This window comes from Hahella sp. KA22 (assembly GCF_004135205.1).
In the GTDB taxonomy this organism is placed as follows: Bacteria; Pseudomonadota; Gammaproteobacteria; order Pseudomonadales; family Oleiphilaceae; genus Hahella.
The window spans coordinates 5463698-5477341 of record NZ_CP035490.1 but is presented as its reverse complement, the minus strand read 5'-3'; the positions used below and the strand labels follow the sequence as shown (position 1 = coordinate 5477341).

Sequence of the window (13644 nt, the reverse complement as noted above, 5' to 3'; positions counted from 1 at the left end):
CCGGTTTTTTCGGTCGGACAGGTTAACCGCGTGGTTTGATTCTACGGGTCGACAGCATCTTGGACGGCTGCAACAACTCATCCAGTTGCGCCGCGGTCAACAGTCCTTCCTCCAACACCAGCTCCACGACGCCCCGCCCGGTATGCAGCGCCTTCTTGGCGATGCGGGTGGCGTTTTGGTAACCGATAAATGGGTTAAGCGCGGTGATGATGCCGATGCTGTTCTTAACCGTATTCTCACAATGCTCTTTATTGGCGGTAATACCGACGACACACTTGGTTTCCAGCATTTTGATGGCTTCGCCGAGCATGCGCATACCGCTGAGCAGGTTGTAAATGATCAACGGCTCCATGGCGTTCAGCTGCAACTGTCCTGCTTCCGCCGCCATGGTGATGGCGAGATCGTTGCCGATAACCTGGAACGCGGTCTGGTTCATAGCTTCAGGAATAACCGGGTTCACCTTGCCGGGCATAATAGAAGAGCCAGGCTGCATGGGCGGCAGGTTAATTTCATTGAAGCCGGCGCGGGGGCCGCTGGACAGAAGGCGCAGGTCGTTGCTGACTTTGGACAGCTTCACCGCCAGACGCTTGAGCACGCCGGAAAACAGAATAAAGGCGCCCATATCCGAAGTGGCTTCAACCAGACAGTGAGCCAATTGCATTGGCTTGCCGGAGATGTCGGCGAGTGCGTCAATCGCCAGATCCGGGTAGTCCGGGTGAGCGTTCAAGCCGGTGCCGATGGCGGTTCCGCCGAGGTTTACTTCCTGCAGCAGGCCCGCCGCGTAGCTGATGCGGTCGATGTCTTCGCGTAAGGTGACGGCGTAGGCGCCGAACTCCTGACCAAGGGTCATGGGAACTGCGTCCTGTAGCTGGGTGCGTCCCATTTTGATGACGTCGGCGAACTCCCGTGATTTCTCTTCCAGCGCTTTGATCAAATCCGACAATGCGGCGCTCAATGGCTCCGAGGCGAAAATAATCGCCAGTCGCGCAGCGGTAGGATAGGCGTCGTTAGTGGACTGCGACATGTTAACGTCGTTGTTGGGGTGCAGGAATTCATACTCGCCCTTGACGTGCCCCATGATCTCCAGCGCGCGGTTGGCGATCACTTCATTGGCGTTCATGTTGGTGGAGGTGCCGGCGCCGCCTTGAATGAGGTCGACAATAAACTGGTCGTGATAGCCGCCGTTGATAATGTCGCGGCAGGCGGCTTCAATGACTTCCGCTTTGGCGTCGCTGAGCTGACCAGTTTGCTGGTTGGCGCGTGCCGCCGCCATTTTGACCATGGCCAGGGAGTTGATCAGTTCGGGAAAGTGGCTGATGGGAACGCCAGTGATATTGAAATTCTGTTTGGCGCGTTGGGTTTGAATTCCGTAATACGCGTCCCGGGGAACGGGCTCATCACCCAGTAAGTCGTGTTCGATTCGAACCTCGGTCATAGATACATCTCGCATGGCCAACAATTATGCAAGCAATGGAAACATGGCGGCCCAGCCGCTGCAATCTCGTAGAATCACTTATCCTGCGGGGGCTCCAGCGGTTTCGAGTGATGCTAACAGCACGCGGGCGCACTCTCTTAATTGAGCGGTGATTTGTTTTCTGCCGCTTAGACCCGTCAGGCGGGCGACTTCGCTCCAGTCTTGTTGTTGCTGAACTTTGGCGAGCCAGAGCGCGGCGGCTTTCTCTTCCAGATGTGTTAAGTCTGCGCGCGCGCTTAAAATCAGCAGGAGATCCTCGACATTCTCATACGGCCGGCTCCCCTCGACAAATAGCTGCAAAAGTTCAATTTCTCCGGCTTGCAACGCTTCCTGCGCTTGAGATGGGAGCCGGGGTAATATCCAGGGCTCTGCGGCGAAGACATAGTGGCTGTCGAAGGCGCTGCGACGCACAAAACGATCATGCGCCTGAGATATCAATGTCTCCCCCTCGGAATCGAGAGACATTGCGACGCAAGCGGCGTAGGCGCCAGCGACATGATCGCGTTTGCCGCCCAGGCGTAACAGCCGATATCCTGCGTGTTCCCAGAATTGCAGCAGGGAGTCGGAAACGCCAAAGCTGGCGCCGATCAGACAACAGTCGGTTTGTTCCAGGATTTTCTTTAATGCCCGCAGCATCCACAAGCCGACGCCGCATCCCTGACGTTCAGGATGTACGGCGATGCGAATGACGCGGGCCATCGGACATCTTAATGCCTCTCTGACGCCCATTTGCTGGGCGAACAGTTGTTGCAGCAAGTGGCCCCGCGGACGACGGGTTCCGCGCCAGATAGCGTCGATGAGCGGTGGTTCGTCGAAAGGGCGCTCATGGGAAAGCAACACGGCGCCGAGGACGCGGCCCTGTATCGTTGAGACAAATACCTCCAGTCCTGGGCTATCCAGAAGGGTTCTTAGATCGTCTGGTGTCGTGCGATAGTGAGCCAGAGTCAGTAGCTGGAATATTTCAGATAGTCGCTGCGGCGAATGCAGTAATGTCTCGCCATCAAGACTTTCGAAACGCAGCTCACTCTCATTCCAATTGGTGGGTAAAGGCGCAGGTTGATATTGGTTAAGCAATAAGGCGTCATTGATAAAGGCTTCCAGTGGATCGCCTTGCGACCAGCGCATGGGTTGCGACATCGTCACATGTCGCCAGCCCGGACGGCGTTTGTCCAACATTGGAAATACTCGCAGTGAAAAGCCTTGTCCGGTGCCTTCGTAACCATGAAGGGTGGTGGCGAAAACAACGCTAGGATAGTGCTCCAGTAATGACGCCAGAATGGGAGTGGGTATTGCGGCCGCTTCGTCGACTAAAACCACATCAGCCGCGGGGCGGCGCTGTAATAAGTCATCGGGAGCGATGAATATCAGATGCTGCTTGAGTCGATCCTGATCAAGGCCCAGCTCGGTCGCAGTCATTTCCGCATGCTTGAACAGATTCGCCACTGCGGCGAAGGAGGGCGCCGTCACCAGAATAGTTTCCGTCTGCTCTGTGATTCGGTGTGCGGCTGCGATGCCCAGCGCGGCGGATTTACCCCGACCGCGGTCGGCGGTAATGGCCAAGGCATCCTGCTGTCCCGCAACCAGCGTACGCAAGGCTGTGATCACGACGGACTGCGAAACCGCTCCGGTAAGCGATTTTGTATTGGATGCGCTACTCGAGGCCGTATAACTGATAATTGGCGCCGCATTCCTGGCGAGCGTGATCCGCAGCCACCCGCTGGCGTTGTCCAGGTGCGCTTGCAGGTGTCGCAGATAATGCCCATCTACATCCTGGTGGGTGAGCGGGTGCGCCAATATCCGTTGATAATCAGGATCATCGAATGATGGCCATTGCTGCGCCGGCGGGGTCAACAAAAGCAATAAGCCTCCGCCGCGTACAGTTCCGGTTAGCGCTGCGAAGGCGTCCGCATGAAATCCGCAGCGGGCGTCGAATATCAGGCAATCCATTTCCTGTCCGAGTCTGGTTTGAAAGCGAGCGGCTTCCAACACTTCCAGTTTCGTCCGCAACGTTGATGGCGGCGGGGAGGGAGCGCCAACCCAGACAATCTGTCGATTAGGCGTTAACTGCTCAAGCATAGGCCAGAGCATGGCGTCGATTTTTGGCGCGTCACCCTGAATCAAAACAGGCGCTCTGACATTGGCGGCGCGAGCGCAGGCTAAAGCGGACGCCAGTGCGTCGCGCCAGCTTTCCTCTTGAGACATTGCGGAATACTGCATGGTGGGTGCTGGTCTCGCAGGCTCAGCCTTTAGGGCTGCGGTCGCTGTTCATGATTTTGGTGACGAAGACGCAGCTGTCATAGCGCTCGAACGACCAGCGCATGGTGGCGTTAATGGCGGCGGTGACGTCGTCGAAAGAGCCGAAGACCTGAGTGCTCATGCGATTAGGGCGAACATCCACGCCGGGTTGCTGTTCCAAGTGTTTGATAACGTCGAGAACGGGCGGTTTAAAATCGTCTGTGAAGGGGTAAAAGCTCAATTCCGCTGAAATGTTCATCCTGAGTTCCTCACTGTGATTAGCCGTGGAGCCGACTATGCAAACACGCCGACTGTGCATTGTCTATGTTAGCAGCGCCGCGCCGCTTCATATAGAAGAGCGGAAAGCCGATGAAACCTTAGAAATGCGGGGCGGAGGCGCTTATAATACCGGCCAATTATTTCAGGGGGACCCACTGTGTTTGATTTGCATAAATTTTCCCTTCGCGCGCAGGAAATCATTGAGGCCGGCAAGTTTTTGTACGGCGCCGGCTGGTCTCCCGCCACCAGCAGCAATTACTCCGCGCGCATCGACGACGCCAACATCGCCATCACGGTATCCGGTAAACACAAAGGGCGTCTGCAGACGCAGGATATCATGGTTGTCGATCTGCAGGGACGGGCGGTGGCCAGTCAGATGAAATCCTCCGCGGAAACGCTGCTGCACACCGTTATTTACGACCTGAAACCCAGTGTCGGCGCGGTGCTGCATACTCATTCAGTGACCGCCACGGTGCTTTCCCGCGCGTTGCGTCCCAATACAGAGATCGTACTTGAAGATTACGAACTCCAAAAAGCCTTCCGTGGCGTATACACCCATGAAGGGCGCTGTGTTGTTCCCATATTTGATAACACTCAGGATATTGAAGCGTTGTCCGCGTTGTCGGTGGAATATCTGAAAGAGCATTCGGATTGTCCCGGTTACCTGATTCGCGGCCACGGTATGTATACCTGGGGAGAGACCATGGCGGAATGTTTGCGCCATGTGGAAGCCATGGAATTCCTGCTAGCCTGTGAATTGGAAATGATGAGGATCAAGTCATGAGTAGCCTGCGTATTTACAACGATAACGATTTTTCGCAACCCCTGGTCTTTACCGAAGATGGCGCGGAAATCTCCCGTCAGCTGAACGAAGTGGGCATTCGCTTTGAGCGCTGGTCCACCCGTGAACTGGATGAGGGCGCTACGCCGGATTCAATTCTGGCGGCGTACCAGGCGGAAGTGGAAAAGTTGAAAGCGGAAAATGGTTTCACCACAGCAGATGTGGTCAGCCTGACCCCAACTCATCCGCAAAAAGATGATTTCCGTAAGAAATTTCTCGACGAGCACCGTCACAGTGAAGACGAAGTGCGCTTTTTCGTGCGCGGACAAGGCCTGTTTTATTTGCACCTGGATGACAAGGTTTATGTTGTGCAATGCCGGAAAAATGATCTGATCAGCGTCCCTAACGGAACTAAGCACTGGTTTGATATGGGGCCTGAGCCTGAGTTTACCTGCGTGCGTCTATTCACTAATCCTGAAGGCTGGGTGGCGCAGTTTACGGGCGACGAAATTGCATCGAAAGCGCCCCGTTTTGAACAACTGATTGAGGCGGCGTAATGACGGAGTTTAACGGAATCAGAGCCATCGTCACCGATATTGAAGGCACAACAAGTAGCATCAGTTTCGTGCATGAGGTGTTATTTCCCTATGCCGCCAAGCATATGGACGCTTTTATCCGGGAAAACTTTTCTGCGCCTGCCGTCGCTGAGCAATTGGATGAAGTCGCCCGTCTGGGCGGCGTTGACCGCAAAAGCCCGGATGCGTTGATCCGGCAGTTGCTGGACTGGATTGCGGAAGACAAGAAAATCACTCCGCTGAAGGCGTTGCAAGGCATGATCTGGCGCGCCGGTTATGACGAAGGCGCCTACAAAGGGCATGTCTACCCGGAAGTGGCCGAGCGCTTACGTCATTGGCGTGAGCTGGGTATACGCTTGTTCGTGTACTCGTCTGGCTCAGTTGCGGCGCAGAAGCAGATTTTCGGTTTTTCCGAGGCGGGCGATTTGACGCCGTTGTTTAGCGGCTATTTCGATACGCGCGTCGGCGGTAAGAGAGAAGCGGACTCGTATCGGGCGATTGTGCGTGAGGTGTCGGAGCCTGCGTCCAGCGTCTTGTTTCTCTCCGATGTGCCGGCTGAACTTAGCGCAGCGGCGGAAGCCGAGTTGCAGGTGTGCCAGCTGGTGAGAGGAGAAGGCATCGAGCGTCAGGAGACTTATCCGGCGGTCGCCACCTTTGCTGATTTGGTGATTAAACCTGCCTGAGTCTAAATAGGGGGCGATTAACGCCCCCTTAAACCTCTGCGACTAACCAGTAAGCTTTATTTTAAATGACTTCCAAGTTGACTGGTCATTGCGGTGGGCTATGAGTCAACTTTGCGTCTAACGATAGTCGTTCGCGTTACTCCGTCTGAGTCCTTTTTTCAGTCACGATATTGCCCTCACCGTCTACAGACATCACTTCCAGCCCCTTATTCAACGCATCTTGCCTGGCTTTTTGCGAAGTTCCCGAACCTATCTCTGTGAGTTCCTCTGCGGTTAAGTCGGCTATGTCTGTACTCGAATGGTTAGAACTTTGTCCTCACTTAATGAGACGTTCAACTTCAAAGCAAGGCAGGCGGCGGCCTCTTGCACGATAGCCAGGCCGAGTCCGTAGTGGTCGCGCTGGCTGCGGGATTCGCCTTTGCGCCAGAAGGGGTGGAAGAGGCTATCAAGGTCTTCGTGTGTCAGGTCCGGCGCGCCGTTGCGTGTTTCCAGGGCGAATCCGCCGGCGTTGGCGGATAAGGTCAGGGTGACGGTGGATTCCAACGGCGCGTATTCCACTGCATTCGTGAATAAATTGGCCATGATGGTGGTGAGCAGGCCTTTGTCGCTGGTGATGATCAGTTTCTCGGGCGCTTGCGTCTGCACCGCCAGTCCTCGCTTCTTGGCCAGCCCATATATACGCTGGCGCTGTTCGTCGAATAAGGCGGTGGCGTTGATGGGCGCGCTTTCCGGTTTGCTCGACCCGGACTGGAAGCGGGCCAGAAGCAACATGGAGTTAACCAGATTCGCCATGGAGTGGGAGAGATGATTGGCGTGACGCACCGCTGTCAGCAGGCGTTCTTGGTTTTGCTGGGCGCGCAGGGCGATGTCCGTGGCGATGCGTAATTCCGCCAACGGAGTTCTCAGTTCATGAGCGGCGTCGGAAGTGAAGCGGCGCTCCCGTTGCAGGGTGAAATCCAGTCGCTTCAGCAAGGCGTTGAGGGTTTCGGCGACCGGCGTGATTTCTTGCGGCCAATGTAAGTCGGCTTCCAGCTTTTCCCCGCTGGAGCGAATAGCGCTGACTTTTGTGGTGAGCTCTCGTAACGGTTTTAGTCCGCGGCCAATGGTGAGATAAACAATCAGAAACGTCAGCGCTGGCAGGATAGCGGCGATGGCCAGCATCCAGTTGCGCAGCAGAGAGAGTGACTGGTCGAGAGATGTGCGCTCCCGGACGACCAAGAGCTGCACTTGCATGCCTTGTACGTGCTCCAGTACTTTTAGATCCGGTTGTTCTTCGATCCATCCCCATTGTGCGTCGACTTTTTGAAAAATGGCTCGCGCAGAATGCTTGTCCTGCAGATCGAAAAAGTAGGGTTTATTACCCGCTGGGCGGGGAGGGTAAGACAGGCGGCGATTTTCCTCCTCCAGCATGGGGGATTGGTCCACGATCTCTTTGCCGTCTGCGCTCCACACTTGAAATATGCGCGAGCCGCCAGCGTTGTACTGGGTCGCTACGTCAAAATCGATATCGATATAGAAGTCGCCGTCTGGCCAGACTCGGGCGACGCTGGCGACATTTTGAAATTCCAGCAGCAGGTCGCGATCAAAGTTGTCGATGAGAATCTTGCGCGCGACCAGATAGGCGGCGGAGCACAGGGCCAGCCCCAGCAGGCTGACGCCAACAAAGGTCAACCAGGTTGTGGTGAAACGGATGGATTTCATCGCATTGAATGTTTGGAGGTTGAGAGTCGATGGTTATGACTGGCGTATCTGATAGCCATGTCCCCGACGGGTAAGGATAAACGAAGGACGGTCTTTGTGATCAATCATTTTTCGCAGACTGGAAATGGCGGAATCCACGACGTTGCTCATTGGTTCGATTTTGTCGTCATAAATTTTGTGTTCGATTTCCTGCCGGGACACCACACGGTGACGATTCAAAGCCAGACATTCCAGCAGCGCATACTCGCGAGGCGGGAGGGTGATTGGAACGCCACTGACGCTGACTTGTTTGCTGTGTAAATTAATGGTCAGCTCACCGATTTCCACCAGATTACTGGCGCAACCGGCGCGGCGACGCAACAAAGCTTCTATTCGCGCCAACAATTCAGCGAAATCAAAAGGCTTCACTAAATAGTCGTCGGCCCCGCTGCGCAGGCCCAGTACGCGATCTTCAACATTGTCCCTGGCGGTCAGCATCAGCACCAGACTATCTGCGCCGAGAGTGCGCAGCCGATCCAGTAATTCGAAGCCGTTCATGCGTGGGAGCATGATGTCGAGAATAATTAAATCGTAGGATTGCTCGCTGGCGAGCCATAAACCTTCCTCGCCGTCTGCGGCGGCGTCGACCACATAACCGGCGTCGCCCAATCCGATGACCAGGCTTTGGCGTAAAATGTCGGCGTCTTCAATGACCAGTAAACGCATAAAAGGGACTAGCTTCCTGTTGTGAGGGGCGTCCGCCCGGATGAGTCGGGCGCGTCCCTGCGCCCTTCCGCCTCAATTTTAATTAACATGGCAATGATATTGACATGTTAATCATCAGGCGCATGGACGCGCCTGCGCGGCGTTAAGCCGCGGGAGACAGGGCCTGACCTGTGCAGGCCCTGTCGTTGCAGACAAATAGAAGGAAGCTATTTGTCTGCCTGATTAATAGTATCCTTCTATATTAGCTGTCTGATTAATTGCTTTCACAGGCGACGACGTTACGCCCGTTCAGACTGTAGCCCTTCGCCCACAAGCCGGAAATGCCCACGCTTTCGAAATAAGGACAAGCCTTGCGCAGGAAACGACGCTTGGATATTTCCCCGTCGTCGCCGTCCGTGTAGTACTCCTGATTGAACACCGCCTTGTTGGCGTTGAGGAAGGTATCTTCATATTCCTCACACTCTTCATAGGCAAAGCATTGCTCATTGACGGCGAAATCGAAGTAAGCCACCAGCTCTTCCGCCTGACCGACATCGTTCTTCAGCCCCACGCTTAGGCCACGGGCATGAGCCGCCTGTGCGATCCAGATATTATAAGCCAGCTGGTCCGCGGCGCTGATTTCACCGTGAGTTTCGCTGCGGTTGTCGTAGCCGTCCATGTTATCCGGCTCGACGGCGTCGCAACCTGCGTTACGAGCCAGATCCAGTCGCGCTTCCATGATGGGTTTGATGGTCTGCTCCAAAGCCGTTTGGTTACCGATGTTTAACCAGGTTTCGCCGGGCCAGTCGTCCATGTCGCCGTCAGCGATCACAGAATCCTCGGTGAACTGGTTGGCGTCAGGACGCCAGTCTTCGCGGGTACCTGCGCTGAAGTAGCAAATGACTTTCTTACCTTTGTTTTTCAACTGATGAATGAGGCTGTTGGAGCCGTTTTCACTGCCTTCAAACAGGTCTATGTCGTAGGCGTCCACGTCAAGGTCCATGTTGATGGAGCCATAACGCTGCAGTTGCCACATCCAGGTTGTTCCAGGCGTTGGATTCCAGATATCGCCAACGGTGTCGCCGCCATTGTCTCCATTGTCTCCATTGTCGCCATCATCGCCACCGGTATCGCCGCCATTGTCTCCATTGTCTCCGTCGTCGCCACCGGTATCGCCGCCATTGTTCCCGTTGTCGCCATCATCGCCACCGGTATCGCCGCCATTGTCCCCGTTGTCGCCATCGTCACCACCGGTATCTCCGCCGTTATCACCACCGGTGTCGCCTCCATTGTCTCCGCCGGTGTCGCCACCGTCGTCATCCCCATCGTCGCCGGGATCTACTGCGCCGGGGCAGGACAGGCTGGTTCCGCCGTTCAGCTCGAAACTTTGCCGCCAAAGTGCGGAAATGCCTGCGCTGACGAAGTAGGAGCAGGCGTTGCCGAGGAATTGCTCTTTAGTGATGATCCCTTCCTCGCCTTTTTTATAGTACTCCTGATTGAATACGGCTTTGCCGGCGCTGAGAAAGGTGTTTTCGTACGCAACGCATTCATTGCCCCAAGCGTAGCATTGCTCATTGACGGCGAAGTCAAAATATGGAGCCAGCGCCTGTAACTGGTCGACATCGTTTTTTAGGCCGATGCTGAGGCCTCGGGCGTGTGCGGCTTCCGCCAGCCACTTGTTGTAAGCCAGCTGATCTGCTGCGCTGATAGCGCCATGGGTTTCATCTTTGTTCGTGTAACCGTCCACATTGTCTGGTTCCACCGCGTCGCAACCTGCGTCTCTGGCTAAATCCAAGCGGGCTTCCATGATGGGCTTAATGGTCTGCTCCAGAGCGGATTTATTGCCAATGTTCAGCCAGGTCTCGCCAGGCCAGTCCTGCATGCCGCCGTCAGCAATCACTGAACCAGGAGCGAATTGGTCTGCATCGGGACGCCAGTCTTCGCGGGTGCCGGCGCTGAAGTAACAAATTACACGTTTGCCTTTGTTCTTCAATTGACGAATCAGGCTGTTGGAGCCACTGCCGCTGCCTTCGAACAGGTCAATATCATAGGCGGTGACATCCAGGTTCATATTCATGGAGCCGTAGTTTTGCAGTTGCCACATCCAGGTTGTTCCTGGTTTGGGGCGCCAGATATTGGCGGCGCTTTGCGATCCTGCACTGGAAGCAGAGCCGCTATTGGTTACTTTTGTCTCATTATCCCGTGTGCCTGCGTCGGAGTTGCAGGCGGTGAGACCCAATGCGCAGGCAAGCGTCGCCGCCGCCAGGGCGGGTTGCAGGCGTTTGCGGGCGAAGGGCGGATTGGCGGAAATGTAAGGACCGAATAACTTCTGGGTCATTGCTGATCTCCTGAGGTTCTAATTATTAGTTAAGTAGGAAGACTGGCTCACTTCATGAGTGAGCCAATTTCATCCTAATCAGGAGAAACTTACCGGAACATTATGGTTGCTTGATTTTTGCTCTGACCAAAAACTGAACTTTCTGTCGTGTTTTCAGGTCATCGTGAGCTGTTTCTGATACTGACTGGGGCTGCGTCCATACTGTCGCTGGAACCGTCGGCTGAAATGGCTCAGGTTGCGATAACCCAGGTCGAAACAGACCCGGGTGACGGATTCTCCCTGGCGCAGGCGCTCGCCGGCGCGTTGCAATCTTAATTGCTGCTGAAACTCAGCGGGAGCGCAGCCGAAGTGGCTTTTGAATTCAGCGAAGAAACGGCTGCGGCTCATGCAGGCGATTCTGCACAGCTGACCAATATCCAATGGCTGCGTGATGTGTTTCTGGATATGGCTGAGTGCGGCGGCCAACCCATTAATGTCGGGCTGACTTTCGCAGGCGCCCAGTAAGAAGGCGCGGGTCTGCTGGCGCAGCATCCTCACCACTAATTCGCTGACGCCCAAATCGATCAAGATATCCCGGTCTGGCCCGTTTTCGCTGAACGTGGCGATCATTCTCTCAAGCAGCGCCTGGGTGGCCTGAGTATGAGGGGTGTGGATTAACGTCTCCGTGCGGTAGCGCCACTCTTCAAAGTCTTTATGCAGCGGCGCCACTTTATTCATATGCGAACAGATGCTGTCCACCCGCGTGCGTGAGATCTCTACCGTCAGGCAGGAAGTTGGGCGGTTCAGCTCAGCGTCGGGAAAATCTATGCTGATGGTTTCGCCGGGGGCCATCACGAACGATTCCTGCGGCAGAAACTCCGCTGTGTAGTCGTCGCGACCATGCAGAATTTTGCGGCCGCTGATCATTCCGCAATAAAGCAGCTCGTCCGCCGACAGGCCGACGCTTTGCGCGGGCAGGTAAGTGTCGTAGACGCTCAACTCCGAGTTGGGGCCGGCGAAAGATACTCTGTTTTCTATCAGCTCGCGTGGTTCGCGGGCTGCAATGGCTATTGCTCTTGTCACCTCTGTCACCCGTCATGTTTTTTATTTTTGGAGTAAGCAGCAGACTTCATCGCCTATGGACTCACAGGCAACAGATATGTACTAACAGATAAGCGGAGCCGCTGTCCAGAAGTTTAAAGTGGTCTCATGGCGGTAGCTCCGCCACGCCAAACAGTCATAAAAACAAGCAGAGAGGACAATGGCATGATTTACGAACAGCCCGGTCTCGACAACGCCTTGGTTAACTTCAAAGCCCGCTACCAGAACTTTATTGGCGGCGAATGGACAGCACCGGTACAAGGTCGCTACTTCGACAATATCTCTCCGGTGAATGGTAAGAAATTCTGCGAAATTCCTCGTTCCAGTGCGGAGGATATTGAGCTGGCTTTGGACGCGGCGCATAAGGCCAAAGACGCCTGGGGACGTAGATCGGCGACGGAGCGCTCCAATCTACTGCTGAAAATAGCCGACCGCATTGAGCAAAATCTGGAGATTCTGGCAGTGGCGGAAACCTGGGATAACGGTAAGCCAGTGCGGGAAACCCTGGCGGCGGATATCCCACTGTCTGTAGATCACTTCCGTTACTTCGCGGGCTGTATTCGCGCTCAGGAGGGCGGGCTGGCGGAAATCGACGCCAATACGCTTTCCTATCACATCCATGAACCGCTGGGCGTCGTGGGGCAGATCATTCCCTGGAACTTTCCGATTCTGATGGCGGCCTGGAAGCTGGCCCCAGCGCTGGCGGCGGGCAACTGCGTGGTGCTGAAACCCGCGGAGCAGACGCCGGCCTCAATTCTGGTGCTGATGGAGCTGATCAGTGACCTGTTGCCGCCGGGCGTGGTGAATATCGCCAATGGCTGGGGAGCGGAGGCGGGTCAGGCCCTGGCCACCAGCAAACGCATCGCCAAGATTGCGTTCACCGGCTCAACCCCGGTTGGCTCGCATATCCTGAAATGCGCGGCGGAAAATATTATACCTTCCACTGTGGAGCTGGGTGGCAAGTCCCCTAACATCTATTTCGCTGACATCCTGCGTCAGGAGGAGTCTTTCATCAGTAAGTGCGTGGAAGGCATGGTGCTGGCGTTTTTCAACCAGGGAGAAGTCTGCACCTGTCCCTCTCGGGCGCTGATTCATGAGTCAATCTATGACGACTTTATCGGCAGAGTCATTGACCGCACCAAAACGATCAAACGCGGTAATCCTCTGGATACCGACACCCAGGTGGGCGCGCAGGCCTCTCAGGAACAGTTCGATAAGATTCTGAGTTACATCGAAATCGGCCGCAAAGAAGGCGCGCAGGTATTGTTGGGCGGCGGCGTTGAAAAGCTGAGCGGCGATCTGCAGGACGGTTTATATATTCAGCCGACCCTGTTGAAAGGTGGCAATGACATGAGAGTGTTTCAGGAGGAGATCTTTGGGCCGGTGGTCGGCGTTACGACTTTCAAAACCGAAGATGAAGCGCTGACCATCGCTAATGACACTGAGTATGGGCTGGGCGCCGGGGTGTGGACGCGGGATATCAATCTGGCGTTCAGAATGGGACGGCAAATCAAGGCGGGCAGGGTGTGGACCAATTGTTATCATCACTATCCGGCGCATGCGGCCTTTGGCGGTTACAAGAAATCAGGCGTCGGTCGGGAGACGCACAAGGTGGCGTTGGAGCACTACCAGCAAACCAAGAATCTGCTGGTGAGTTACGACATCAACCCGTTAGGCTTTTTCTAAATACAGACAGGGGAGTCGTGACTGGACAAGTGAACTCCCCTAAGCCCTGGACCTGAGGGCTGGACTTTCAGACTGCTTGCGGCCGACAATTTCGATACTGACAGGACATTCGGAGCGGCCGCTTTTTT

11 protein-coding genes are annotated in these 13644 nt (G+C 55.3%); 4 read left to right on the top strand and 7 right to left on the bottom strand.

Annotated features, from left to right (window positions below):
• Positions 1 to 22: 22 nt before the first annotated feature.
• The 3 genes from aspA to EUZ85_RS24145 all read right to left on the bottom strand — a co-directional run bounded on the left by aspA (position 23) and on the right by EUZ85_RS24145 (position 3968).
• On the bottom strand, positions 23 to 1435 hold the full coding sequence (aspA, locus tag EUZ85_RS24155; protein ID WP_206617944.1) for an aspartate ammonia-lyase: 1413 nt from the start codon (positions 1433 to 1435) through the stop codon (positions 23 to 25).
• Between the two features lie 78 nt (positions 1436 to 1513).
• Positions 1514 to 3676, bottom strand: coding sequence for a tRNA(Met) cytidine acetyltransferase TmcA (locus EUZ85_RS24150; RefSeq protein WP_164887344.1), 2163 nt, complete (start codon positions 3674 to 3676; stop codon positions 1514 to 1516).
• A 37-nt stretch (positions 3677 to 3713) separates the two neighbouring features.
• On the bottom strand, positions 3714 to 3968 hold the full coding sequence (locus EUZ85_RS24145) for a hypothetical protein (RefSeq protein WP_127972719.1): 255 nt from the start codon (positions 3966 to 3968) through the stop codon (positions 3714 to 3716).
• Positions 3969 to 4145: 177 nt separating this feature from the next.
• On the opposite strand from EUZ85_RS24145, the gene EUZ85_RS24140 reads away from it, so the two are divergent.
• The 3 genes from EUZ85_RS24140 to mtnC are packed head-to-tail and all read left to right on the top strand — an operon-like array spanning position 4146 to position 6027.
• On the top strand, positions 4146 to 4772 hold the full coding sequence (locus tag EUZ85_RS24140) for a methylthioribulose 1-phosphate dehydratase (protein WP_127972718.1): 627 nt from the start codon (positions 4146 to 4148) through the stop codon (positions 4770 to 4772).
• Positions 4769 to 5326 (top strand): acireductone dioxygenase, encoded by a 558-nt coding sequence (locus EUZ85_RS24135; RefSeq protein WP_127972717.1) that lies wholly within the window; start codon positions 4769 to 4771, stop codon positions 5324 to 5326. Before EUZ85_RS24140 ends, EUZ85_RS24135 begins: the two co-directional genes overlap by 4 nt.
• A complete protein-coding gene (gene mtnC / locus EUZ85_RS24130) occupies positions 5326 to 6027 on the top strand; it encodes an acireductone synthase (protein WP_127972716.1) in 702 nt (233 codons plus the stop codon). The genes EUZ85_RS24135 and mtnC overlap by 1 nt, the downstream gene beginning before the upstream one ends.
• 282 nt (positions 6028 to 6309) lie before the next feature.
• Here the strand turns inward: mtnC and EUZ85_RS24125 are convergent, their stop codons facing one another.
• From EUZ85_RS24125 to EUZ85_RS24105, 4 genes are all read right to left on the bottom strand, one after another.
• Positions 6310 to 7728, bottom strand: coding sequence for an ATP-binding protein (locus tag EUZ85_RS24125; protein WP_127972715.1), 1419 nt, complete (start codon positions 7726 to 7728; stop codon positions 6310 to 6312).
• A 33-nt stretch (positions 7729 to 7761) separates the two neighbouring features.
• Positions 7762 to 8433, bottom strand: a complete 672-nt coding sequence (locus EUZ85_RS24120; RefSeq protein ID WP_127972714.1) for a response regulator transcription factor — start codon at positions 8431 to 8433, stop codon at positions 7762 to 7764.
• Between the two features lie 253 nt (positions 8434 to 8686).
• Positions 8687 to 10750, bottom strand: a complete 2064-nt coding sequence (locus EUZ85_RS31745; protein ID WP_241566848.1) for an endo alpha-1,4 polygalactosaminidase — start codon at positions 10748 to 10750, stop codon at positions 8687 to 8689.
• Between the two features lie 153 nt (positions 10751 to 10903).
• A complete protein-coding gene (locus EUZ85_RS24105; RefSeq protein ID WP_127972713.1) occupies positions 10904 to 11812 on the bottom strand; it encodes a helix-turn-helix domain-containing protein in 909 nt (302 codons plus the stop codon).
• Between the two features lie 183 nt (positions 11813 to 11995).
• Here EUZ85_RS24105 and EUZ85_RS24100 point away from each other — a divergent pair, with 183 nt between their 5' ends.
• Positions 11996 to 13516 carry an aldehyde dehydrogenase family protein gene (locus EUZ85_RS24100; protein WP_127972712.1) on the top strand — a complete coding sequence of 507 codons (1521 nt, stop codon included), beginning with the start codon at positions 11996 to 11998 and terminating at the stop codon, positions 13514 to 13516.
• Positions 13517 to 13644 lie beyond the last annotated feature (128 nt).

Coding starts and splice junctions, on each gene's coding strand:
- aspA (WP_206617944.1), bottom strand. CDS start 1,435: ATGACCGAGGTTCGAATCGAACACGACTTACTGGGTGATGAGCCCGTT.
- EUZ85_RS24150 (WP_164887344.1), bottom strand. CDS start 3,676: ATGTCTCAAGAGGAAAGCTGGCGCGACGCACTGGCGTCCGCTTTAGCC.
- EUZ85_RS24145 (WP_127972719.1), bottom strand. CDS start 3,968: ATGAACATTTCAGCGGAATTGAGCTTTTACCCCTTCACAGACGATTTT.
- EUZ85_RS24135 (WP_127972717.1), top strand. CDS start 4,769: ATGAGTAGCCTGCGTATTTACAACGATAACGATTTTTCGCAACCCCTG.
- mtnC (WP_127972716.1), top strand. CDS start 5,326: ATGACGGAGTTTAACGGAATCAGAGCCATCGTCACCGATATTGAAGGC.
- EUZ85_RS24125 (WP_127972715.1), bottom strand. CDS start 7,728: ATGAAATCCATCCGTTTCACCACAACCTGGTTGACCTTTGTTGGCGTC.
- EUZ85_RS24120 (WP_127972714.1), bottom strand. CDS start 8,433: ATGCGTTTACTGGTCATTGAAGACGCCGACATTTTACGCCAAAGCCTG.
- EUZ85_RS31745 (WP_241566848.1), bottom strand. CDS start 10,750: ATGACCCAGAAGTTATTCGGTCCTTACATTTCCGCCAATCCGCCCTTC.
- EUZ85_RS24100 (WP_127972712.1), top strand. CDS start 11,996: ATGATTTACGAACAGCCCGGTCTCGACAACGCCTTGGTTAACTTCAAA.